Source organism: Petrimonas mucosa (assembly GCF_900095795.1).
Classification (GTDB): Bacteria; Bacteroidota; Bacteroidia; order Bacteroidales; family Dysgonomonadaceae; genus Petrimonas; species Petrimonas mucosa.
Map to the genome: position 1 here is coordinate 3,622,704 of NZ_LT608328.1, position 22,674 is coordinate 3,645,377.

A 22,674-nucleotide genomic window follows, 5' to 3' on the forward strand; every position below is an offset into this window, starting at 1 on the left:
ACTTTAAAAAAAACAGGTATGAAGAAGTGCATCTTTTGGACGGTAGCTTCTGCCATCCTTCTTTTAGGCAGTTGCAACAAAGAAGAGACTCAGGATCCGACACCGCAGGAAACAGTAACGGTGCCGACACTGACCATAAGGGCTGCGATGCCCGATGAGAATCCTTCACCGCAAACACGTGTGGCACTCACGGAAACTGTGGGTGGAAACATATCCGTACAATGGAAAGAGGGTGATAAAATTCACCTCTGTTTTGTCAGCGAGGATGGAAATACAGTAAGAACCGTTGCTGACGTGGCTGTGACCAATATCAGCGCAAATGGAAAGAGTGGCGAATTTGCCGTAGAAATCCCCACAGAGATCACCGGACGGTTTAACCTGTATGGCATCTATGGTGCTACATTCAAGGAGGCAAACAGTAAAACAGTGGTTTTCCCTGCAACACCCACGGGTGGCACCGATCTGTCCAATGCCGAAGAAATATGCGTTATGAAATTTGCACAGACAGGTCTGGAGGCAGGCTCCACCGTAAATGTCTCATTCCAACATCTGGGGTCAATAATAGGGATATGGTTGTTCAATGCCACCACCGATAGCTATAACGTGACTTCACTTTCCATGGGAAATGAGAGCTACCAGTGGTTGGGAAATGATGAGGGCGCTGCAGAATATGATATCGCAGCGGGTGAATTCACAAACCGGAAACCCGGCAATATCCTCTCTTTCATCTCCGGAAGCACATTGTCTATTACCGGGGGAGAAACCAAAAAGCTATACCGGTGGGTTGTACCGGCTGCTGATTACGATAACACAAAACAACTGGTGGTAACCATCAATGATAATACCGGCAACAAGAGTGTTGAGATTCCTGTAATCACCATGGCACAAGGGAAATACTACCGGTTGAAGCTCCTGAGAAACTATGTAGGATGGGGAAGAGTAACCTCACCTTCGGCAAGCGATCTGGTAGGGCACTGGCCTTTTGATGGGAACACCCAGGATGCCAAGGGCACCAATCATGTCACCGAATCCAACGGAGTATCCCTTGCCACCGACCGGTACGGCAATGAAAACAGTGCCTATTCCTTCAGCGGCAGCAGTTCTTACATGAAATGCACCACTGCCGGTATTACGGGAAGCTTCAACCCCCGCACCATTACTTTCTGGGCCAAAGCAGACAACCTCACTACTACATCACAAACCATCCTTGTTTGGGGTGGAAGCACTGCTACAGATGGAAGCAGATTTGAGGTTAACCTGGTAAACAATCAGATTATCTGTGATATTTCCACCTCCAATTACGGTAAAACAACCAGTGCGATTGTCGACGATGTATGGAATTTCTATGCCGTAGTGTATACGCCAAAATCCACTACCTATGTGAAAGAAAACACCCTGTCCAGTACAATAAGGTTCTATGTCAATGGGATTGTTCCAACTACTCCAGGGGTGTCACTCGAAACCACAATCGCAGTCAATACCCACAACACCAACCCCATCTATTTTGGATCGCTATACAATACAGAGCGTAGATTCCAGGGGACACTGGATGACATAAGAATCTATAACAAAGCCCTTTCACAGGCAGAGATCATCGGGTTATATCTCAGCCAGGAACAACCGGCCAATCCATAGAGCAAAACATGTGTGGTGGGGTCCGTTAACAGATATAGGATTGCCGGTCACCTGATAGAAGTCAAAGATACTCCTCTGACTGAAATTATGGACCTCCTTCCCTCTTTTTCCCCCTTTTCAATAATACAGGAAAAAGAGGGGGAAGTACCGTTGGTCACCCTCTCTTGCACCCGGGGAAAAATCACACCTGAGGGGAGTGTTCTGGAAGAGTTCTCCCGAAACTCCTATCGGTATAAGATATTCAGCCATCATGAGACCATCATTTGCCAAATTCGCCGCAATCAAATCACACACCACATGAAACTAGTGATGGGCCACTCTGATGTCCAATGCGATTTGGATACCACTCAGGATTCTCCCACTAACATCACTCAGAAAGAGAAAGCCCCCTTTCTCAGCAACTTCCTCTCCATAGCCCTCGCCCTGGCATCAGTCAAACACAACACCATCAAAGTGCATGCCTCTGTCATTGAAAAAGAGGGAAAGGCATTGCTCTTCCTCGGAAAAAGCGGTACCGGGAAAAGCACCCACGCAAGTTTATGGCTTAAGCATATTACCGGATCGACACTTATCAACGATGATGAGCCGTTGGTTAGGCTCCATGAAGATGGAACCGTCAGGGTGTACGGATCGCCATGGAGCGGGAAAACGCCCTGTTATCAAAATATCTCTGCCCAGGTGGAGGCTTTTGTACTGCTCTCTCAAAACAAGCAAAACAGACTTATAAAGCTTTCGGGGGTGAAGGCTTTTGGGGCACTATTCTCTTCTGTGGCCATCTTACGATCGAAACGGGAACACCACGATGCCTTGTTCGAACAGGTTGCCACCTTATCTGTGATGAAACCGGTTTACCTGTTGGAGTGCCGCCCCGACCGGGAAGCAGTGCTATTATCTCATTCATTGCTCCAACCATGAATAAGAAGTTAATGTTAAATAACGCGCAGCTCCTTGATTTGGTAAGGAATGAGCTCTCCGAGGGTGGCTCTGTCAAGATCAAAGCCCGTGGAAATAGCATGAGGCCCTTGATTCAAGGAAACCGGGACGAGCTGGTTTTATGCAAACCCAATGAGGACTCTTTCAAAAAAGGCTCCATCGTGTTGGCCCGGTTACAGGAAGAACATATGGTGGCACACCGGATTGCTGTTACAGACGGCAACACCCTGGTACTTCGGGGTGATGGCAATATTGCCGCAAGAGAGACCGTTAAACCGAAAGATGTTGTTGCCGAAGTGATTGCTGTTGTCCGAGGCAGAAAAATGATCAGGAAAGGATCCTTATGCTGGAACAAATACCGTTACCTTTGGCCTTCTAACCCACTCTTGAGAAGGGTTTTGCTTAAACTGTTTGCGGGCAAACAGGATTAAGCCAAACTTAACCATCACATATTAACACACATAAAATGAAAATAAAGGAAAAGTATAAGATCAGAAAAATCGGAACAGACGAAGTGCTTGTCTGCAGTGATGCTACGGGATTGGATTATTCTAGAATCATGGTCTTGAACCCATCTGCAGCTTTCCTGCTGCGGGAAACAGAGCACAACTCATTTACTCCCGGCCAATGGGCAAATCTATTGGTTAGCCGTTACGCAATAGATCCGGAACAAGCCCTGCGGGATGCCGAAAAAATGATCGATAAACTCAAAAATGAAATGGTTTTGGAATGACATTAGTCCAATCGCTATATATATTGTTATTAAAGAGTTCACTGTGGAAGTCGGCGGTGGACCCAACCCTCTTTGAGGGGGTGGGCCCAAACGAATGGCAAAATATCTTGAAACTCTCTACCCGGCAAAGGACCACCGCATTCATTGCACACAGCATTCAATCCCTGCCCCAAACCTTTCTGCCTTCCAAGTCGCAACAATGGAAACTCATCCTCGAAACAGAAAAGATAGAAGAGGCCAATCGCAGATTGAACGGAATGATAGCCTTTCTAAGCAAGGAATACCTTTCTATCGGGATCCCCTTTGTACTTTTAAAAGGCCAGGGTGTTGCGCTGAGCTATCCTGATCCCACCAAACGAACCCCCGGCGACATCGATCTTTTTTTCTACAAAGAACAAGACTACCCCAAAGCCAATGAATGGGTACACCAGAAAGGGTATGAACAGGAGCCCGAAAGCATAAAACATTTGGGATTCAACATAGAGGGGATTCATGTTGAAAACCACAGACTCATGGCTACCTTTGACAGGCCAAAATACAACCGCATATTTATAAAGGAGTGCGAGAAGATTATAGACGGGGACGAATGGGCAGAGGCCAATATAGATGGGTGTAACCTGAGACTACTACCACACACCTTCAATGCCTGTTTTTTGTTTATCCACCTGTTTCACCATTTCATGCACCTGGGTATAAGTATGAGGCAACTATGCGACTGGATGCTCCACTTATCTGCCCATAAAAACCATATAAACAAGCAAGAAGCAGCCCGTCTGTTAAAGCTGCTGGCATTAGACAGGCCGGCATCACTGTTTGCAGGCGTTGCAGTAAACTACCTTGGGGCACAACCAGGAATATTTCCCATTGAACCGCTATTCCATCCTGTGCATACAAAAAGAATCGTAAGAGACCTTTTAGAAGGGGGGCATTTTGGATTTTATCATCCCGGTAAAAAGAGGCCTCAAGGACAATGGGCTGGCAGGGCACACTCATACCTGACAACGGTAAAAAGATCACTGAAAATGGTTAGACTGGCACCTGAGCATATCGCATGCCTTCCTTATTATAAACTTATTAACAGGATTAAGATCACCCTCTTCCCAAAACCATGATCCGATTTCTACTCCAAATATCGCAGGGCGCACGTCGCTATATTTTTGCCATCATTGCAGTAGGGATAACAGATGTCGCGCTGACACTGCTATTTGTATGGTCTTCGAAAGAGTTGGTCGATATTGCCACAGGAGAAAGTCAAAGAGATTTTCTGTTTATGGCATCTTTATTTGCCATCCAGGTTCTGTTTCAAATATTGCTACGCTCCATTGAGGTGCGCATAACCAGCCTTGCCGAAGTGAAGGTGGCCAATTCGCTTCGCAACATCCTCTTTGAACATCTGCTTCATGCTGAATGGCATCCGGTGTCGGCACTCAACAGGGGTGATACCCTTACCCGAATGATCAAGGACACCGATGATCTGGTAAGACTACTCACCAAAATATTACCTCTTTCATTTACAGCCATACTCCAGCTTTGCGGAGCTGTCGTTTTTTTCTTCATTCTTGACTGGCGCCTGGCTCTGATCCTGACCATTGCTATGCCCCTCTTGTTGCTTATAAGCCGTATCTACTACTTTCCAATGAAGCGGTATACCAAAGAGGTGAAAGAGAGTGAAAGCTCAATCACCTCGCATGTAGAGGAGAGTATGGCAAATCAGCTGGTCATAAAAACCTTTGAGCTACAAGATCAGGAACTGGAGAAATTGAACGAACTCCAGATCGATCTACATGGGAAAGTTGACCGAAAGAGCCGAATCTCGTTCTTTGCCCGTGCCATTGCAGGGATGGCCTTTCAAGGGGGGTACTTACTAGCCTTTGTACGTGGAGCATATGGCCTTGCAACCCAAACCATCACTTTTGGCACCCTGACAGCTTTCCTGCAGCTTGTAGGGCGCATTCAGCGTCCGCTGTTCGAACTGACCCGATTGATTCCGGGAATTATCTCTGCAAAAACAGCTACGGAAAGGCTCAGGGACATCATTGGATTAAAACGGGAAACCGTGCCGGTAAAGAACCTGCTTCAAGGCCCCTTGTCGCTGGTGATAAAAGAGTTAAGCTATTCATACAGACCCGGGAGTCGCCCCGTCATTAACAATCTCTCATTTACCCTTAACCCGGGAGAAATGGTTGCGATTATGGGCGAAACGGGAGTAGGCAAAACAACCCTTGCCCGACTTCTGCTTGGTTTGGTCAAACCCGACAAAGGGAGCATGGAATTTATTCACAATCAAAAACGTATAACAATCGATGCAACCACAAGATCGAACTTTGTCTATGTACCTCAGGAGAAACTGCTCTTTAAAGGAACCATCAGAGACAACCTGCTGATGGGCAACGCAGAGGCAAGTGAGGTTCAACTCCGGCAGGCTCTTGAGACGGCATCTGCCACCTTCGCATTCATGCTTCCCAACGGCTTGGATACCATCATTGGAGAGGGAGGTTTTGGTTTATCAGAGGGTGAGGCCCAACGGATATCCATTGCGCGGTCACTGCTCCGTCCGGGCCGGATTCTCCTGCTTGACGAATCAAGCTCTTCCCTGGATTATGTAACCGAACAAGCATTTTTGTCTCATCTAAAAAAGAATCTCAACGGAAGGTCGGTAATTTTCATCACACACCACAAGGAAGTTGCAGCGCAGTGTGATATGACGATCCGCTTCTCCGAAAACAACAGGGTACGTGGAGGGCATATATCCTCCCCATAGTGATTGAATCATTTACAAATAACCGGCTTTTACTCCTTTGAAGCCGGCAGTCTCCGGCTTCAACTACACCGTGGACTATTTGATTGTGGGAGAAAAGCGCTTCGAGAGAACCTTGCGCAGCGGCTCATCGTAGAGCTTCAGCACGAGCCATGCCAGCAGGATGTTACCGAAGAGTAACGCCAGCGCCACGGGCCATGTCTGTGCGAAGGTGAGTTCATTCTTCCATATCCAGGCATAGAAGAGGTACATGAAAGGGTAGTGTACCGTATCCCGTCGGCTATGAGCGTGTTGCAGGAATGGGTAAAAATTAGCATATCCCTCTCCGGTCCACCTCCTATGGTTTATTCTCTGCTTCAACCGGCACATTGAATCAATGGCGGTATGACAATATTGTATTCGATCGTTGATCGGGGGTATCGTGCATGTAAGGATCCGTCTTATCCAAGGATATTCTCTTTCCAATTGTGTGGGAGCAGCTCTTCCAGTTTATTCGCGTGATGATCGGGTATTCTGTTGAGGACATCAGTCATCCATCGCGTTGGATTCACGCCGGCTTCGCGACAACAGGCGAAGAAAGAATACATCATCGCGTTACGCTCGGCTCCCTCGTGGCTCCCGCAGAATAAATAGTTACGGCGTCCCAGGGCAAGTTTCCGGATTTTATTTTCAATCTCGTTATTGTCTATCTCGAATTTGCCGTCCGTCATCGTCCTTTCCAACCTGTCCCAAATTTTCAGAGTGTAGGCAACCGCGATTCCTATGGGAGATTTAGGCAGGACTTGCCCCCGCTGGTCTTCCAGCCATCGTTTCAGCTCTTCCATCACCGGTATTGATTGTTGTTCGCGCAGCCGGTGCCGTTCCTCGAATGGCATCTTTTCTTCGCGTGCCCGTTTCTCTACCCGGTAGAGTTTCGCGAACAAGTCAAGGGCTTGACGCGATCTCGATGGCGAGTTCTCCTTGGCGTGTTCAAATTTTCGCCGGCTATGGGCCATGCATGCCAAAAGTGTGATGTGCTCCGCGTCCTTATACTGGTCATACCCCGCGTACGCGTCAGTTTGGAGCGCGCCGCGGTACCCGTCAAGAAATCCGGCGGCGACATCCCCCGAGCGGGATTTTCCGTACCTGAAGCACGCCATGCCTTCCACGGGGGCATGAAACACCCACATGTACCCCTTGTGCGTGGCACCGGGCTTATCCGAGGTAAGAACAGGTATCGGGGACTCGTCCACCTGAAGGTAGTCGCGTTTCATTATTTCATGGATCAGTGTATCGTGTAACGGCTCAAGCAAGCGGCAGACGGCGGCGTACCAGCCCTTGAGCGTCGACTCGGCAACCGGTATCTTTTGCCGCTTGAATATCTCAGCCTGGCGATAGAACGGGAGGTGGTCGATGAATTTGCTCGCGCAGATATGGGAGAGAATGCCCGCCCCGGCATTTCCTTTCACGATGGGCAACGAGGGCATGGGGGCTACAGTAACGCAGCCTTCACCTTCCGTGCCCGGCACCACGTACTTGGGACGGATAATAACCCGCACGTAAACGTCGGCGGGCTTGTACTCCAGCAGCTCGGTGACAGACTCCCCTATCTTGACGGCTCCATCGGGGATAAGGTCAGGTTCAATCACCTCCTCTTCCCGTCGCAGGTGCTCGGGAAGACGGCTCCGGACAGGCTTTTCGCGTGTCTTTTCGCATTCGTAAGTGATGGTTTCCTTGTTCGCTTCCGCTTTTGGCTGAATATCGCGAAGTGAATCCCGCGTGCCGGCAAAGAGGTCCAATTGCCCGTCATCGGTTTTTTCCGACCTGAAGCGTTCACTTCTCACACCGTAAAGCATCCGTTTTAGCTCGGAGAGTTGAAACCTCAGGTATTCGCAATCGGACTTGATGGACAGCAATTCGTTATATTCCCCGCGGGAAATAACAACCTGGTCATTCAATTCCGTATTGCTTGTTTTCATGGTGTAAAGATACAACTTATCAATGAGATGAACAAGCACGAAAGTCTTTATTCACGCGGTTTTTGGAGCAATATTGAATCTTTTCCGGCGGGTGGTTTTTTCCATGGAAATACCCTCGACCATCATGACCAAATCGCGCCAAAGAATACTGCATCCCTTGCCGGAAGAATGGACGCGGGGAAGGGAAAAGCGGCCGCTTTCCAGGCGCTTGTGGTACAGCACGAGCCCGCCCCGTTCCCAATGGAGCAGCTTGATGGTCGTCCTGGACCTGTTGACAAAGATGAACACTTCCCCGCCTAACGGGTCGCGTCCCAATTCCGATGAGACAAGCCCGCATAAACTGTCAAATCCCTTACGCAGGTCGGTGGGTGAGAGGCAGAGGTAAAAACGCTGGGATTCGTTAAGTGAGAACATCGTCCGGGAAATTAAAAAGTGAGCAGTTCCCCGAGTAGCGTGATGTCGGTTACCCCCTCGTCCACGCGAAGAGTTACCCCGCCGGGATAGGCGATCTCGAACCGGGGCATCCGCCGGGAGGACGGCTTGCCGATAACAGTTACCGGCTGCAAGAGGGATGGCTCCTTTGCAGGGGGTGTTTTTGAGGCTTCATGTTCCGGATGGACTTCAAGATACAATTTTCTCCATTTGTAAAACTGCCATTCACTCATGTTTTTGGACCGGTAAAAATCCGTGGCCCGCTGACCACTTTGAAAGTACTCTTCGATCAGGGAAAACGCTTCGTGTTGAGTAAAACGACGATTCATTTTGTTAGTGTTCATCTTTTTTTGACAAAGATCACGGTTTAATCGAAGCAATCCAATACGCCTATGACCGACGGCTTACGGTGTAACGGCAAAAAAGCGGAGAAAACCGTCGACAACTGTGGGAAGAGAGAGAATAAAAAATGCTAACATATTGATAAATCAATTATTAGCATTTCACGTACTCGGAGCGGGACTTGAACCCGCACAACCGTAATGGTCACAAGATTTTAAGTCTTGCGTGTCTACCATTCCACCATCCGAGCGCACCTGGAGCGGAAAACGAGACTCGAACTCGCGACCCTAACCTTGGCAAGGTTATGCTCTACCAACTGAGCTATTTCCGCAATATATACTATCTCACTTTCGGTAAAGCTTTCCGGAATATCTACTCCTTATCCTTGCCAAGGTTAGAAGTCTCTATACCTTACGCGGCAAGGTTATGCTCTACCAACTGAGCTATTTCCGCAATATATACTATCTCACTTTCGGTAAAGCTTTCCGGAATATCTACTCCTTATCCTTGCCAAGGTTAGAAGTCTCTATACCTTACGCGGCAAGGTTATGCTCTACCAACTGAGCTATTTCCGCAAACGGACTTTTAAAGCGACTGCAAATGTAGAAATGTTTCTCGATTAATACAAGAGATTACGGCAAAAAAATATGGCAGCTCATCAATTTGTAATCAGAAAAACAGCGTCAAGGTTGGACTCTTTCCGTACCTGATAAAGTTGCAACGGTTCGGTAGAGGGGCCAGATTCAACCGAGCCCAACCCGTGAATCGTGACAAAGACCGATCCACACTTGGGACAGACCGCCTTGCCGTCGGAGGTGGGGCTGACCTTGACCGTGCGGTCATCCTCGTGGGGACAACAAAGGTCGTAAGCAAAAAGTAGATCTTCGGCTCTCCTGAACAGCAGGAGTCCCCCATATCCGGTCGCCTCGCCGGCCCTCCTCCCCTGCAGATAGATCTTGTAGCTGAATGGAGTCAGGTCGTAATCCAACCCGTTGAGGTCGACCCGGAAAAATACCCGTGCATAGGGAACCGTAAAACGGGGCGCCTCCTCCACACAGGAGACCATCCAGAGCAGGAGTGTGAATAACAGGAGAGCCTTCGTTCTTCTCATCTCAATCAGCAAGCGCCTGGCTTATAACGTAGCTCCGTCCAGAATGGAGTCGATCAACTCCAGCTCATCAGTGGTGAAGTGGAGATGGTTTAACGACTGCAGGTTGTCCTGTAACTGTTTGACATTACGCGTTCCAACGATCACCGAGGTTACCCGGCTGTCGCGCAACGACCATGCAATGGCCATCTCCGCCATCGACTGTCCCCGTTTCCGGGCAAGTTCATTCAATCGTCTCACCTTCCCTACAAGTGCATCCGTCACCTGTTCCTTTCTCAGGAAGCCGGCAGGATCGGCAGCACGGCTCTGCTCGGGTATGCCATTCAGATACTTGTCGGTCAACACCCCTTGTGCCAGCGGAGAGAAGGCGATAAAACCCGAACCGAACTCATCGGTAACCGGCAGTATCTCCTGCTCGGGCTGACGGTTGAACATGCTGTATTTTCCCTGATAGATCAGGCACGGCACATGCTGCTCCTGCAGGTAGACCATCGCCTCTCGGGACTTGTCGGCCGGATAGTTCGACAGGCCGACATACAGTGCTTTTCCCTGTCTGACAATGTCTACCAGGGCCTGCATCGTCTCCTCGACGGGAGTTGCAGAATCGTAGCGGTGCGAGTAGAAGATGTCGAAATAGTCCAGCCCGGTCCGTTTCAGACTCTGGTTGATGCTTGCCATCAGGTATTTCCTCGACGATCCGTTGCCATATGGCCCGTCCCACATCAGGTAACCGGCTTTGGACGAGATGATCATCTCGTCGCGATGTGCAGCCAGTTCCGACTTCAGTATCTCCCCAAAATTGGATTCTGCCGAACCGGGAGGGGGACCATAATTGTTGGCAATATCGAAATGGGTCACTCCCTGCTCGAAAGCATGGACAATCATGTTTCTCGCTTCCCGCTTATCGCTGGCAGAGCCGAAGTTGTGCCATAACCCCAGCGAAATCAGCGGCAATTGCAGGCCGCTTTTTCCACAAAATGCATATTTCATAAGCCGACAAAAATAAAAGATTACTTCAATTTACTCTCGATCTCCTCTTCGGAGATAACGGTTATTATCGCTTTTCCGTCGGGGGTGCTGTTGGGTGACTGACAGGCAAACAGCTGGTTAACCATCTGCGACATCTCCTCTTCCGAAAGAGGTTTTCCGGCAGGGATTGCAGTAAAGTTCGCCATCGTGAGTGCCAGCCTCTCCTGTAGCTGCTCCATTGCATTGCCTCCTCCATCCATATTCTCTTCAATCATGGATCGGACCAACGCTACGGCATCGACATGATGCAATTCCGACGGGATACCCTGGATGGCAAACGAATTGTTGCCCAAGTCGCTCAGCTCAAAACCCAGCGCCTCCATCTCCTCCTTGATCTCGCTCAGCGAGGAGGCTTCCGACGGGGTCAGTTCGATCCTTTCGGGAAACAACATCCGTTGCGAAACACCTTTTCTACCCCTTATCAGGGAAAGAAACCTTTCAAAGAGGATGCGGAGGTGGGAACGGTGTTGATCGATAATCATCAATCCCGATTTAACCGATGTAAGGATATATTTCTGCTTGTACTGGTAATGTTTGGGTGATACCAGCTGGGAGTCTGGCTCCTGTAGGCTATTCTCGGGAAAGAGAGGTGTCTCGCTGTCCGGAGATACCGGCGACTCCCTGCCCTCCTTTTCAAATCCCCTGTACAACTCTTCCCAGTCGAGTAGCGGCTTTGCCACTCTGCCCCCTGATCCGTACGATGATTGAAAAGGATTGTAATTGGGGTTGATGTTCACTTTGGGCATCGCGGGAGATTTTGAGGGATCAAAGATCGGGATCTCGGGGGCGTCTGCCGTATCGAAATCGATGCTGGGAATGGCGTTGTGCTTACCGAGCGACTCTTTTACCGTCACCATCAGGATCTGCCACAAGGCCCGTTCGTTCTCGAACTTCACCTCGGTTTTGGTGGGATGGATATTTACATCAATTGTGTCGGGTTCTACCTCGAAATAGATAAAGTAATTGGGACTCTCGCTGGCCGAGATCAACGGCTCGTAGGCCGTCATGACCGCCTTATGGAAGAAGGGATGGCGGATGTACCGGTTGTTGACAAAGAAGAACTGGTTGGCTCTTCCCTTCCTTGCGTACTGAGGGGTTGATATATATCCGTGTATCTTTGCCAGGGTGGTATCTTCATTGATCTCGATCAGTTGCTGGTTGATATTTTTTCCCTGCATCTGTACAATTCGCTGCCGCAGGTTGGCCGGTGGCAGGTGCAGTGTCTGGAGGTCGTTTTCGATAACGATAAACTCGATATCGGGATTCACCAGGGCAATCCGCTCAATCTCGGTAAAGATATTTCGCCGCTCGGTCTCGTTAGATTTCAGAAACTTGCGGCGGGCCGGCACATTGAAGAAGATGTTTTTCACCGAAATGGTGGTCCCGACACCGCAGGCAATCGGCTCCTGGCTCTCTACCTTCGTCGCGGCAATCTTCAACCATGTTCCCATCTCATCTTCCGGGCGCCGGGTCTTGAGTTCCACTTGGGCGATAGCCGCAATGGAGGCGAGCGCTTCTCCACGGAAACCTCGCGTGTGAAGGGCAAAAAGGTCGTCTACCGATTTGATTTTTGATGTGGCATGACGTTCGAAAGCCATCTGGGCGTCGGCAGGACTCATTCCCTTGCCATCGTCGATAACCTGTATGAGCGTTCTCCCGGCATCTTTCAGGACGATGCGGATCTGCCGGGCACCGGCATCGAGCGAGTTCTCCACCAACTCCTTAACTACCGACGCAGGCCGCTGTATAACCTCTCCCGCTGCAATCTGGTTGGCTATGGAGTCGGGCAACAGGTGAATTATATCTGTCATTTTCCTGGGATATGGCGTTTAACGCAGAAAGACAAAGTAGAAGATGACCATCAGGATTATGATCAACAGAAGGATTGTGAAATTACTTGAATAGAAAGGCTTCTTTCCCTCCTTCTCCTTCTCTTTCCTCTTTTTCAGGAAGCGGGTCTGCGACAGAAAAGCCTCGCCGAAGTCGGTATTGCCGGGTTGTGGTGGTGTTTCAATTGTCTTCCCTTCTTCCCGGGCCAGCTCCTCGCGGATTCTTCTGATCCTTTTCTCCATCTGCTCTTTCCGCTCCTCCTTCTCGGGATCGAAAAAGACTGGAGTATAATTGAATTTCCGCGGTTTTCTATTGTTATAAAAAAAGAACATTCCCATAGCCGTAGTTTTATTGTACACAAAAATAGAAAAAAGAATGGCAAAAAACAAAGGTGGTTACTGCGCAGCATCATCACGCGAAAATCTCCTCGGAGCCTGCACTTCGCTGTCGGCTCCCTGGCGTTCGTTACGCCGGAAGATATCCATCTTGTGGAGCGGACGCAGGTAATCGAGCCACATAAAGCCTTTCAGTTTCGACTCCTCCGGCTTCAATTGGCTGAGCGGAGTGGTCACAGCCTGGGTGGACGACCAGAGTTTAAGTTTCTCTAACTCGTCATTCATGAAATCCATGGAGAGGTAGGCACTCTCCGTCTTGTTCAACCCGATCACGGTGCGGGCGCTGTCCTCCTCCACGAGATAATAGAGCGATTCGGCGTTTCCCTCCACCAGGACGTGCCTGAGTTCACCTTCAGTAAAGAAGGCTTTCAGGTCTCTCCCGCTGATCTGGTTATACTGGCCTGTCACCTGCCTGTCTTGGATGGCAAGGGCATAATCTCTTACATGAGCCTTTTCAATCGTACTGTCGTTCAGATAAATATCGATGCGATTCCCCAGGATCTGGTTCCCTTCGTTCCAGATAACCGGATTTCCATGCAGCGATAGCAGTGAATCGCGTTGAACGAAACTCATTGAATCACAAACACCCTGGATATCGTTCCGGTAAAACCGGACGTTATAGTAGGCATAAATGTTCTTGTAGGTGGAATCGGCAATCATCTTCAACGTATCGCCGTGCAAGAAGAGACTGTCTTTCTGGGAGTAATCAATGGCGTAGGCCGAATCCGTGGCCATCCCATATTCGGTCTTCTCGTTGTAGGTACCGTAATTCCCCCGCAAAATGGCCTTCTGTTTCAGATCCTCCAGGTACATCCTGCCAAAGACCTCCCCCTGGCCAGTTGCCCTGTTGTAGTGTATGGTATCGCCGATAAGTACCTTAGTGCTGTCGTTGCTGTAGATTTCAGAACGGTCGAACAGCCTGGCGTCGTCCGTATCGGTATTGTACCAGCCACGCGATGTTTTGATGAAACCGCTGTCTGAAAGGATGGTCGACGGGCCCAGGATATCGGCCACCTTGCTTTCGGTATTGTATTTCAACGAATCTGCAAAGAGGGTAAAATCTTCATTGATCAGTTTTACGCTGTCGATAAAGAGGGCATCCTTGCTTACCGGATCGTACTGCCCCCAGAATGAGGTCAGTTCGTTCTTCTCGTCGACCAGCATTCCGCCATCGAAGTAGTAACCCAGGTTCGCCGCCCTGTCGTAATTGAGACTGTCGGTAAAGAGTGTAACCTGCCTGTCCTCCATGCGGATATTGTTCCGGAGACGAGCCAGGCGGGTATTGCCGTCGTAATGGAGGTAATCGCCGTATACAAAGATGGTATCCCCCTGCTCCATCCTGACGTTGCTGAAAGCCTCAAACGAGTTGGTCCGCTCAAACAGGTAGGCGCTGTCGCAATACATATAGGCCCCTTCGTGGTAGAAGACAACGCTATCTTTCAGGATCTGCGCCTCGAAGTCTGCCCGCTTATAGAGCAGATTGGCCTGCTTCAATTCCACAATCTTCACGGCGGGGTCCACAGGAGGCGGTTGTTGCGGCCGGGCCGACAACATAAGCACAAAAAGCATACCCGAGAGGAGTATGCCTATTGATTTCAGATGTGCCCCAATCGCATTGTTCATCCTTACTTCAGCCAGCCTTTATACTTGAAATCACACCCTTTCCAATTGGGGTCGATTCTGACGTAGATGGTCTCGATCTTTTTCTGCAGCCATTCGTCCATCAACTCCTGGCGCCGGGCATTTTCGGCCATCTGCTTGATGATCTGGTAATCGTTGTTGATATTGGCCTTATGTCCCTCATTCCGGTTGGTGATCTTCACCATGGCAGCAACCTGCCTCCCTTTATCGTTGATCATGATAAAGGGTTCGGAGATCTCGCCTACTTTCATCTCACCCACCACACGGGCAATATCCTGATTGAGTTCACTCAGCTGAAAGCGGGGTGTCCCCATATTTTGCGAGTTGGGGCGGTTGTTCACCATGATTCCCTTGTTGTTCCGGGTATCCTTGTCGGCCGAAAGGAAAGTGGCAGCCTCCTCGAAGGTGATCTTTTTGTTGAGGATGCCGCTGCGGATCGAATCGAGCCGGATAAGTGCCGTATCGAGCTGCTCCTGCGGAATTTTCGGTTTCAGCAGAATATGGCGGAACTTGCCCATATCTCCCCTTCGTTCTACAAGTTGAATGATGTGGAATCCATATTCCGTCTCGACGATGTTCGACACTTTTGTCGGGTCGTTAAGTGCAAAAGCCACATTGGCAAACTCCGGAACAAGTTGCGACCGGGTCTGGAAATCCATCTCGCCTCCCTTGAGGGCCGAACCGGGATCCTCCGAGTGGAGCAGGGCCAGTGTTGAGAAGGATTTCTCACCCGAGTTGATCTGTTCCGTGAATTCACGCAGCCGGTTCTTCACTGCATCGATCTCTTTCAGTGGCACTTCGGGCTCTACCGTAATGATCTGTATCTCGAGGGTTGTGGGTATAAAGGGCAGACTGTCCTGCGGTATCTTGTTGTAGAACTTCCGGATCTCGGAAGGGGCTAGGGAGACATTGTCAAAATGTTTTTGCTGCACACCCTGTATCAGCTGCTGCTCGCGCAACTGGGTACGGAGGTCTTCGCGAATCTTCTTCAGGCTTTTTCCGAAATACTCCTCCAACTTTTCCACCGATCCCGTCGATGAGATATATTCGTTCATGTAATATTCGAGCATCCGGTTTACGTTGGCTTCGTTCACCTCGATACTGTCTACTTTTGCCTGGTCGAGAAAGAGCTTGTTTATAGCCAGCTGCTCGGGAATGAAACAGTAGGGATCGCCCTCGATGCGCTGGTTCTGCATCTGAATGTCTTTGCGGTATTCCTCCACCTCGGACTTGAGAATGGCCTCATCGCCCACCACCCAAACGATCTCGTCGATTATGTTGTTTTGAGCGGCGGCTCCACCCGCAATCCACGTAAAGAGGAAAAGCGATATTGCAATTTTTGCAGACAATTTCATTGTTGATAAGGATTATTGAAAAGTTGAGTGTAAAAGTAATTATAATAATATTATCGGGCAACAAATCATTTATTAAAAGTTACAAAAAGCGTTGGGGGCTGGAACCGTAGATGTATATTTGCAAATTATCATCATTACAACTATGACAAACTGGATATTTCTTATTGTTGGCGGATTGTTCGAGGCCCTTTTTGCCCTTAGTCTGGAAAAGATATCGACAACAACGGGCAAGACGGCTCTTCTGTGGTTCTTCTCCTTTCTCGCCAGTGTTGCCATCAGCATGTTTATGCTCTTCAAGGCGATCAGCGGTGAAAATGGTATTGCAGTAGGTACGGGTTATGCCGTATGGGGTGGAATAGGTGCCGTATGCACGGTGCTGGCCGGTATCCTCTTTCTGGGAGAGTCGACTGCATTCTGGCGGATTTTCTTTCTCTGCACGCTGGTGGTGTCGATCATCGGCCTTAACCTGGTAGGGGAGCATTAATAGCGATGAAAACTATCTTTCCTGCGATATTGCTGTCGATTGTGACGGCACTGGCTCCCTGCCCGCAACCAGGAGTATCCGACGGGGAGCTGCTTCAGTTAATCGGTGAGCATCTGAAGGATTTTCCCGATCAGACAGAGCTTGCAATTGCGATGGTTGATGTTGGGCAGACCCGGTTTCAAGGGGTTGTCAAGGAGAACGGGACACTCAAATCTACCGATAACGAGGAGATGGTATTTGAAATCGGCTCAATCACGAAACTCTTCACTTCGGTTATCCTGGCATCGCTGGTGAACGAGGGAAAAGTGAGGCTGGAGGAGCCAGTTCACCGCTATCTTCCCATGCCTCCGAGAGAGGGGAGCAAGATCACCCTCCTGTCGCTGGCCAACCATACGTCGGGCTTGCCACGAATGCCCGACAACATGTCGCCCGTTGACCCGGACAATCCTTATAAGAATTATCGCCCGGAGAATCTGGAGGCATTCCTGAAGGGTTACGGGATTGAACGGGACAGCATGATGGGAAGATATCTCTACTCCAACCTGGGCACAGGGCTGCTGGGATATGTGCTGGGACTCTCCCAGGGAGTATCGTATGAGGATCTGTTGCGGGAGAGGGTATTCGACAGATACGGGATGAAACAGAGCTATACCCGGGCCTCTGATGCCGGCAACAGGCTGGTAAGGGGATTGAATGCCAGGGGTGAGGTCACCTCTAACTGGGATTTCGACGTGTTGATGGGTGCAGGGGGTGTGCTCTCCACCGCCAGGGATCTGGCTGCTTTTGCACGGGCACAGTTTAACGAGAAGGATAGCGATCTCATGCTGACCCAGATACCTACCCATAAGGTGAATGAGCGGCTGAAGCTGGGACTGGGATGGCATATCGTGCAAGGGGAGTCGGGCAAGGAGTATCACTGCCATAACGGGGGGACAGGAGGGTACTCCTCCTCGTTAACGGTAAACATGACCGATAAGGTGGCAGTCATAATCCTCTCCAACATCTCCGCCTTCCATCCGGCTGCCAGTCAGGTGGAGCGGCTCTGCTTCCGGCTGATCGGCCGAATGGAGCAGAACAGAAACTGAGAGGCCATCTCATGAGATGACATGAGACGGCCTCTTAAAGTATCATATATCGCAGTGATATTACTCGATCGCTGCCTGGGCTGCCGCCAAACGTGCGATGGGCACACGGAACGGCGAGCAGGAGACATAGTTCAATCCCACGTGGTGGCAGAACTTCACCGATGAGGGTTCACCGCCATGTTCGCCGCAGATACCGCACTTGAGAATCGGTTTCACGGCGCGTCCACTCTGTACGGCCATATTCACCAGCTGACCCACACCATTCTGGTCGAGCACGGCAAACGGATCCTGCTTCAGGATACCCTTGTCGATATAGAGCGGCAGGAACTTGGCCACGTCATCACGGCTGTAACCGAAGGTCATCTGTGTAAGGTCGTTCGTTCCGAACGAGAAGAAATCGGCCTCCTTGGCAATCTTGTGGGCTGTAAGTGCAGCACGCGGAATCTCGATCATCGTACCGATCTTGTATTCGATGGAGTCGCTGTGTTCGCTGAATACCTGTTGAATGGTCTTTTCGATGATCTCCTTCTGGGCCTTGAACTCATACACGATACCGGTAAGCGGCACCATGATCTCGGGAATGGCGGTAATGCCTTCCTTCTTCAGCTCGAGTGCGGCCTCGATGATGGCACGGGTCTGCATCTCGGTGATTTCGGGATAGAGGTTACCCAGGCGACAACCACGCAGACCGAGCATCGGGTTTGCCTCCATCAGGCTCTCCACCCTTTCGTGGATATCGTTGTAGGAGATATTCATCACCTTGGCCATCTCCATCTGTCCCTTTTCATCGTGGGGCACAAATTCGTGCAATGGGGGATCGAGCAGACGTACAGTAACGGGAAATCCGTCCATGGCAGCAAAGATACCCTTGAAGTCCTTCTTCTGCAAGGGCAACAGTTTCTCCAACGCTTTCCGGCGCCCCTCCTCGTCTTTTGCCAGAATCATCTCACGCATGGGGATGATCTTGTCCTCTTCGAAGAACATATGCTCTGTACGGCAGAGACCGATGCCTGTAGCACCGAAATTGCGGGCCACCTGTGCATCGTGCGGCGTGTCGGCATTGGTTCTTACGCTCATGCGGGTATACTTGTCGGCAATCTTCATCAGTTCGAGGAAGTCGGGACCCAACTCAGCATCCTGGGTCGGGATATTGCCTTCGTAGACATTACCGGTGGTACCGTTCAGCGAGATCCAGTCGCCTTCGTTGAACACCTTGCCGTTGATGGTCATCTTCCGCTCCTTGTAGTTGATAACAACACCGTTTGCAGCCGAAACGCAACATTTGCCCATACCGCGGGCCACAACGGCCGCATGTGAAGTCATACCGCCGCGCGCGGTGAGAATACCCTGGGCCGTAGCCATACCGCGCAGGTCTTCGGGCGAGGTTTCGATACGGCAAAGAATCACCTTCTTCCCATCCTTCGCCCATGCTTCGGCTTCGTCGGCGTGGAATACCACCTGTCCCGTAGCAGCTCCCGGTGATGCGGGCAGACCGTTGGTTATCGGTTTGGATGCAGCCAGTATCTTCTTGTCGAAAACAGGGTGAAGCAACTCATCCAGCTTTTCGGGATCGCAACGTTTCAGCACTGTTTTTTCGTCGATATATCCCTGGTGAAGCATGTCGATGGCAATCTTGATCATCGCGGCACCGGTACGCTTCCCGCTACGGGTCTGCAGCAGCCACAGCTTGCCATCCTGGATGGTAAACTCCAGATCCTGCATATCCTTGAAGTAATCTTCCAGTTTTTGTTGTGTCTTGATCAGCTCTTGGGCACATTCGGGCATCGACTCTTCGAGCGATGGGTATTTGGCAGCACGTTCCTCTTCCGAAATACCCTGCAGTTTAGCCCAGCGACGGGATCCCTCGAGGGTGATCTGCTGCGGTGTACGAACACCGGCCACCACATCTTCTCCCTGTGCATTGATCAGATACTCTCCGTTGAAGATATCCTCACCGGTAGCTGCATCGCGGGTGAAAGCCACACCAGTTGCCGAGGTTACACCCATGTTTCCGTAGACCATTGCCTGTACGTTAACGGCAGTACCCCACTCTTCCGGGAAATTGTTCATCTTCCTGTAAAGGATCGCACGCTCGTTCATCCAGCTGTCGAAAACGGCACAAACTGCACCCCAAAGCTGGTCCCATGCACTTTCAGGGAAATCTTTGCCGGTACGCTCCTTCACGGCCATCTTGAAACGTTTCACCAGTTCTTTCAGGTCGGCAACATCCAGGTCGGTGTCGAGTTCTACACCCTTGGCATGTTTCACCTCCTCCATGATCTCCTCAAACGGATCGATATCCTCCTTGCTCTGCGGTTTCATGCCCAGCACCACATCGCCATACATCTGAATAAAGCGACGGTATGAGTCCCAGGCGAACCTTTCGTTCCCCGATTTGCGTGCTATTCCCTCCACCGCATCGTCATTCAGTCCAAGATTCAGGACAGTATCCATCATACCGGGCATGGAAACACGTGCACCGGAGCGAACGGAAACAAGGCAAGGATTTTCCCTGTCACCAAATTTTGCTCCCATCAGCTTTTCGATGTTCTCCATCGCCTTTTCAACTTCAGGCTTTAACACTTCCACCACATAGTCCCGACCAAGCAGGTTGTATTCGGTACACACTTCGGTGGTAATGGTAAATCCCGGGGGAACAGGTACGCCGATCAGGTTCATTTCGGCGAGATTAGCTCCTTTTCCTCCGAGCAGATTCTTCATATCTGCACGACCCTCAGCCATTCCGTTGCCAAAGGTGTAAACTCTCTTCTTTTCCATCTTTTCGAAAAAATTAATTATTTGATTAGTAATTGGGGATGCTGTGCTTATTTTATTTTTACAAAAGTAGTAAAAAATTTAAAATTCCATCATGAGCCAATCCACGATTAGTCGGGATCGAGCCCCTTAATCTCTCTTGGATGCACAGGCGGTATCTGCTTGAAGCGATCTGCCTGCTGCAACGAATCGTCGGGATTGCCCAGGAAGATGTTCAGCAACCGTATCCTTCTGAAGAGACCTGTGGTGTCCTGCAATCTCACAAATCCTGTTATGTTCCGGATGGTATCGTCGGGTAAATATTTTTCACCCTGCAACAGGTACTCCCTGTTCTCGGCAACAACTTCGTAGCGATAGACAACCGTATCGTTGTACTCGAGCATCAGTACCGCCCGCAGATCGGGTTTCGGGCTGGCCGGAATACCGATAACCTCGAAGCCGAAACTGAATTCGTTCTCGTTGATCCGTTGTGAAATCTCGGCTGTATCCAGCCTGAAACGAAATCCGTTCTTCGGATGCGTTTCATCAAATGCATAGCAGTTGGGAATATGGGAAGGTGGATAGTAGCGTGCCGTAAGCGACTGTTCCTGTTGAAGCTGCCGTCTCATCAGCTCATCACTTGCCATGTAGCTTCGTTGCAGCCTGGCCTTTACCGAATCGTTCATCTTCATGTAGAGATCGATCCGGTCTGAATACCAAGAGAGGGATGTATCCCATTGGGCCTGTGTTATGCCGTGTTTTCGAAAGACCCCCCGAATGAGCGCCTCTTTTTTCTCAGGTGAGCCAAATTCGTTATAATCGTTCTCGATCATCGCCTCGGCAATGTAGATGTCGTACATCAGCTTCTCCATATCTTTCCGGCCCAGGACCTCCTTCGGCCGGCTGCAGGAGGAGATCAGAACACCCAACATTACCGAAGTCAGTACCAGAAGATATGCAGTAATCCTATGATTCACGAATGATCTTTTTTTCAGGTTGTTCCTGCTTTTCGCGGTCATACCTCTCTTTGTCCTCTTTAGACAGAAGTGAATAGGAAAGGGTTTTTCGATAAAAAATCAACAACAGTACCACCCCTACGGATATGGCGGAGTCGGCCACATTAAAGATGAAACGGAAGAAGAGGAAATCTTTTCCGCCCAAAATGGGAATCCAGTCGGGATAGGTACCTTCGATCAACGGAAAATAAAACATGTCCACCACCTTGCCATGGAGAAGCGAGGCATACCCTTCGCCGAAAGGGACCAGTGAGGCAACATGCCCCGGATAGCTTGCCTGGAAGATGGAACCATAAAATAGACTGTCGATGATGTTTCCCGAGGCACCGGCCAACACCAGTGCAATGCAGGCAATAAACCCGAGTTTGTAGTCTCCCCGGATAATCCGGATCAGGTAGACGATGATGGCTCCCACGGCAACTATCCTGAAAAGGGAGAGGAACAACTTGCCGATGGCCTCGATGCCGAATGCCATACCATTATTTTCCACGAAATAGATCTTGAACCAGTCGGTTATGTGGATCATATCGTAAAGCGCCATATGGGTCTTCACCCAGATTTTTGTTACCTGGTCGACGAGCAAAACCAGGATAACGACTGTAACTGCAATTAATCCTTTTTTTGTGGTATCGTTCATTCGGGGAGCCATTTACACACAATCGGCCCGTGGACCGGAAAAAAAGTTTCCGCTCCGCTATCCGCCTGTGTTGTCGTTGAAATCATCGGTTGACGGTTATTTTCTTTTCCCTTGTTTGGCTTCGATGCTCAATGTCGCATGTGGAACGGCACGAAGTCGTTCTTTGGGAATAAGCTTACCGGTCTCGCGACAAACACCGTAAGTTTTGTTTTCGATCCGCACCAGTGCGGCCTGCAGGTTCTGAATGAATTTCATCTGACGTTGGGCCAGCCGTCCGGCCTCCTCCTTCGACAAGGTTGAGGCTCCCTCTTCCAGCACCTTATAGGTGGGGGAAGTATCCACCGTATCGTTACCATCTGCATTGGTTACCGCGGCACGATAGTTTTCGTATTCTTGCTTGGCTATCTCCAGCTTTTCGTTGATGATGGCCCGGAATTCTTCCAATTCCTCATCAGAGTATCTCGTCTTCTCACTCATAGCAGTAATTATTAAAAGTTTATACTATTCGTTGTCCTTCCAAACATCCCAAACCAACGAAAAAATTATCAC

21 protein-coding genes, 2 tRNA genes and 1 pseudogene are annotated in these 22,674 nt (G+C 49.9%); 8 read left to right on the forward strand and 16 right to left on the reverse strand.

Features of this window, described 5'->3' with window-relative positions:
• Positions 1-18 precede the first annotated feature (18 nt).
• The 6 genes from ING2E5A_RS14490 to ING2E5A_RS14515 all read left to right on the forward strand — a co-directional run bounded on the left by ING2E5A_RS14490 (position 19) and on the right by ING2E5A_RS14515 (position 6,062).
• The gene (locus ING2E5A_RS14490; protein ID WP_071138020.1) at positions 19-1,635 is read left to right on the forward strand and encodes a LamG domain-containing protein; all 1,617 of its coding nucleotides are present in this window, start codon (positions 19-21) and stop codon (positions 1,633-1,635) included.
• 297 nt (positions 1,636-1,932) lie between these two features.
• Positions 1,933-2,550, forward strand: coding sequence for a hypothetical protein (locus ING2E5A_RS14495; protein WP_083373381.1), 618 nt, complete (start codon positions 1,933-1,935; stop codon positions 2,548-2,550).
• A complete protein-coding gene (locus tag ING2E5A_RS14500) occupies positions 2,547-2,999 on the forward strand; it encodes a S24/S26 family peptidase (RefSeq protein ID WP_071138022.1) in 453 nt (150 codons plus the stop codon). Before ING2E5A_RS14495 ends, ING2E5A_RS14500 begins: the two co-directional genes overlap by 4 nt.
• 35 nt (positions 3,000-3,034) lie before the next feature.
• Entirely contained in the window at positions 3,035-3,301 is a 267-nt protein-coding gene (locus ING2E5A_RS14505) for a PqqD family protein (protein ID WP_071138023.1), read from the forward strand.
• A complete protein-coding gene (locus ING2E5A_RS14510) occupies positions 3,298-4,413 on the forward strand; it encodes a nucleotidyltransferase domain-containing protein (RefSeq protein ID WP_071138024.1) in 1,116 nt (371 codons plus the stop codon). Before ING2E5A_RS14505 ends, ING2E5A_RS14510 begins: the two co-directional genes overlap by 4 nt.
• On the forward strand, positions 4,410-6,062 hold the full coding sequence (locus ING2E5A_RS14515; protein ID WP_071138025.1) for an ABC transporter ATP-binding protein: 1,653 nt from the start codon (positions 4,410-4,412) through the stop codon (positions 6,060-6,062). Before ING2E5A_RS14510 ends, ING2E5A_RS14515 begins: the two co-directional genes overlap by 4 nt.
• A gap of 75 nt (positions 6,063-6,137) precedes the next feature.
• Here the strand turns inward: ING2E5A_RS14515 and ING2E5A_RS15425 are convergent.
• From ING2E5A_RS15425 to ING2E5A_RS14575, 12 genes and pseudogenes are all read right to left on the reverse strand, one after another.
• Positions 6,138-6,326: pseudogene (locus tag ING2E5A_RS15425) on the reverse strand (acyltransferase family protein); the annotation flags it as partial.
• Positions 6,327-6,499: 173 nt separating this feature from the next.
• Entirely contained in the window at positions 6,500-8,017 is a 1,518-nt protein-coding gene (gene tnpC, locus ING2E5A_RS14525; RefSeq protein ID WP_071138027.1) for an IS66 family transposase, read from the reverse strand.
• A 51-nt stretch (positions 8,018-8,068) separates the two neighbouring features.
• Positions 8,069-8,431 carry an IS66 family insertion sequence element accessory protein TnpB gene (tnpB, locus tag ING2E5A_RS14530; RefSeq protein WP_071136645.1) on the reverse strand — a complete coding sequence of 121 codons (363 nt, stop codon included), beginning with the start codon at positions 8,429-8,431 and terminating at the stop codon, positions 8,069-8,071.
• Between the two features lie 11 nt (positions 8,432-8,442).
• Positions 8,443-8,793 carry an IS66 family insertion sequence element accessory protein TnpA gene (gene tnpA, locus ING2E5A_RS14535; RefSeq protein ID WP_083373258.1) on the reverse strand — a complete coding sequence of 117 codons (351 nt, stop codon included), beginning with the start codon at positions 8,791-8,793 and terminating at the stop codon, positions 8,443-8,445.
• A gap of 164 nt (positions 8,794-8,957) precedes the next feature.
• Positions 8,958-9,041, reverse strand: a tRNA-Leu gene (locus ING2E5A_RS14540).
• Between the two features lie 5 nt (positions 9,042-9,046).
• A tRNA-Gly gene (locus ING2E5A_RS14545) sits at positions 9,047-9,122 on the reverse strand.
• A gap of 327 nt (positions 9,123-9,449) precedes the next feature.
• Positions 9,450-9,902, reverse strand: coding sequence for a Rieske (2Fe-2S) protein (locus tag ING2E5A_RS14550; protein ID WP_143102542.1), 453 nt, complete (start codon positions 9,900-9,902; stop codon positions 9,450-9,452).
• A gap of 21 nt (positions 9,903-9,923) precedes the next feature.
• A complete protein-coding gene (locus tag ING2E5A_RS14555; RefSeq protein ID WP_071138029.1) occupies positions 9,924-10,889 on the reverse strand; it encodes an aldo/keto reductase in 966 nt (321 codons plus the stop codon).
• Positions 10,890-10,909: 20 nt separating this feature from the next.
• Positions 10,910-12,739 carry a DNA mismatch repair endonuclease MutL gene (gene mutL / locus ING2E5A_RS14560; RefSeq protein ID WP_071138030.1) on the reverse strand — a complete coding sequence of 610 codons (1,830 nt, stop codon included), beginning with the start codon at positions 12,737-12,739 and terminating at the stop codon, positions 10,910-10,912.
• Positions 12,740-12,757: 18 nt separating this feature from the next.
• A complete protein-coding gene (locus ING2E5A_RS14565) occupies positions 12,758-13,096 on the reverse strand; it encodes a hypothetical protein (RefSeq protein ID WP_071138031.1) in 339 nt (112 codons plus the stop codon).
• A gap of 57 nt (positions 13,097-13,153) precedes the next feature.
• On the reverse strand, positions 13,154-14,776 hold the full coding sequence (locus tag ING2E5A_RS14570; RefSeq protein ID WP_071138032.1) for an OstA-like protein: 1,623 nt from the start codon (positions 14,774-14,776) through the stop codon (positions 13,154-13,156).
• Between the two features lie 2 nt (positions 14,777-14,778).
• Positions 14,779-16,149, reverse strand: a complete 1,371-nt coding sequence (locus ING2E5A_RS14575) for a peptidylprolyl isomerase (protein ID WP_083373382.1) — start codon at positions 16,147-16,149, stop codon at positions 14,779-14,781.
• 142 nt (positions 16,150-16,291) lie between these two features.
• Between ING2E5A_RS14575 and ING2E5A_RS14580 the strand changes: the two genes are divergently transcribed.
• Complete coding sequence (locus ING2E5A_RS14580) at positions 16,292-16,633, forward strand: DMT family transporter (RefSeq protein ID WP_071138033.1); 342 nt, start codon at positions 16,292-16,294, stop codon at positions 16,631-16,633.
• A 5-nt stretch (positions 16,634-16,638) separates the two neighbouring features.
• Entirely contained in the window at positions 16,639-17,718 is a 1,080-nt protein-coding gene (locus tag ING2E5A_RS14585; protein ID WP_071138034.1) for a serine hydrolase domain-containing protein, read from the forward strand.
• 60 nt (positions 17,719-17,778) lie between these two features.
• Here the strand turns inward: ING2E5A_RS14585 and ppdK are convergent, their stop codons facing one another.
• The 4 genes from ppdK to ING2E5A_RS14605 form a co-directional block, all read right to left on the reverse strand.
• Positions 17,779-20,496 carry a pyruvate, phosphate dikinase gene (gene ppdK / locus ING2E5A_RS14590; RefSeq protein ID WP_071138035.1) on the reverse strand — a complete coding sequence of 906 codons (2,718 nt, stop codon included), beginning with the start codon at positions 20,494-20,496 and terminating at the stop codon, positions 17,779-17,781.
• Positions 20,497-20,603: 107 nt separating this feature from the next.
• Positions 20,604-21,449 (reverse strand): DUF4296 domain-containing protein, encoded by an 846-nt coding sequence (locus tag ING2E5A_RS14595; protein WP_161942050.1) that lies wholly within the window; start codon positions 21,447-21,449, stop codon positions 20,604-20,606.
• The gene (locus ING2E5A_RS14600) at positions 21,439-22,125 is read right to left on the reverse strand and encodes a lipoprotein signal peptidase (RefSeq protein WP_071138399.1); all 687 of its coding nucleotides are present in this window, start codon (positions 22,123-22,125) and stop codon (positions 21,439-21,441) included. The genes ING2E5A_RS14595 and ING2E5A_RS14600 overlap by 11 nt, the downstream gene beginning before the upstream one ends.
• 96 nt (positions 22,126-22,221) lie before the next feature.
• Complete coding sequence (locus ING2E5A_RS14605; protein ID WP_071138037.1) at positions 22,222-22,602, reverse strand: TraR/DksA family transcriptional regulator; 381 nt, start codon at positions 22,600-22,602, stop codon at positions 22,222-22,224.
• Positions 22,603-22,674: the final 72 nt, after the last annotated feature.